This window comes from Microcystis sp. M53598_WE2 (genome assembly GCF_030067735.1).
GTDB classification, from domain to species: domain Bacteria; phylum Cyanobacteriota; class Cyanobacteriia; order Cyanobacteriales; family Microcystaceae; genus Microcystis; species Microcystis aeruginosa.
On sequence record NZ_JASJFE010000034.1, the window covers coordinates 1 to 1,079 of the forward strand.

General features: G+C 45.1%; 1 protein-coding gene. It reads right to left on the reverse strand.

Annotated elements, in window-relative coordinates; genetic code table 11:
• Positions 1 to 122 precede the first annotated feature (122 nt).
• Positions 123 to 929 (reverse strand): TlyA family RNA methyltransferase, encoded by an 807-nt coding sequence (locus PX636_RS00770; RefSeq protein WP_288115907.1) that lies wholly within the window; start codon positions 927 to 929, stop codon positions 123 to 125.
• Positions 930 to 1,079 lie beyond the last annotated feature (150 nt).

Below are 1,079 nucleotides of genomic sequence, written 5' to 3' on the forward strand. Positions count from 1 at the left end.
AACCCTATATATATGGGTGCACGGATTCCCATTATACATAAAGTATAAAGCAAGTCTCGCCATTTGTCAAGGGTTTTCCGAAAATCTCCCCCTCTCCCCACTTCCTTGAGAAAATACCTGGTTTAAAACTGTTTGATCGCTGCTTGGGTGATTTCTGCGATCGCTGATAAACTGGGACTGACCTGGCCGATATCGGTGGATAACCAGAGAAGATACTCCACATTACCCGCGGGTCCGGTAATGGGAGACCAAGTTAAACCCCGATAGAACCATCCTAGGGCTTCGGCGGCCTGTAAAACCTGAAAAATTGCCCCTGCTTGGTCTTGGTAGTCGCGAACTACCCCTTTTTTGCCGACTTTTTCCCGTCCCACCTCGAATTGGGGTTTGACTAATAAAATCGCCTCTCGCGGTGGATTTAATAGCGTCCACAGGGTCGGCAAAACTTTGGTCAGAGAAATAAAGGACAGATCCATAACTGCTAAATCGGCGGTTTTTTCCTGTCCGTATAACTTTTCCGGGGTTAAATAGCGAAAATTAGTTCTTTCTAGTAAAATAACCCGTTCATCCTGCCGTAAACTCCACGCCACTTGTCCATAACCCACATCAACCCCATAAACCCGTTTTGCCCCTTTTTGCAAGAGACAATCGGTAAATCCCCCCGTGGAAATGCCCCCATCTAAACAAATGCGCTCGCGGACATCGATGGCAAACAATTCTAAGGCCTTAGCTAATTTTTCGCCCCCCCTTGACAAATAGGGCAGTTTCTGCTTAACCTCGATCGCCGCTTCTGGATCGATTTCTGTGGCAGGTTTATCGATGATTTGATGATTGACTTTCACCTCTCCAGCGCGAATTAATCGCTGTGCCTGTTGACGGGAATCACAGAGATTTTTGGCTACTAATAATAAATCTAATCTTTGTTTCGACAAGGAAGGCCTCCCAATAATCAGCGCCTAATTCTAAAAAATACCTTATTTTTCCGCAAGCAATCCCAGAAGGAAGATTATAAGTAAAGATAGGGACAAACGGAACCCATCAGCTAAATTTTCGCTGCCATCCCGATATTTTATGGATAAAGA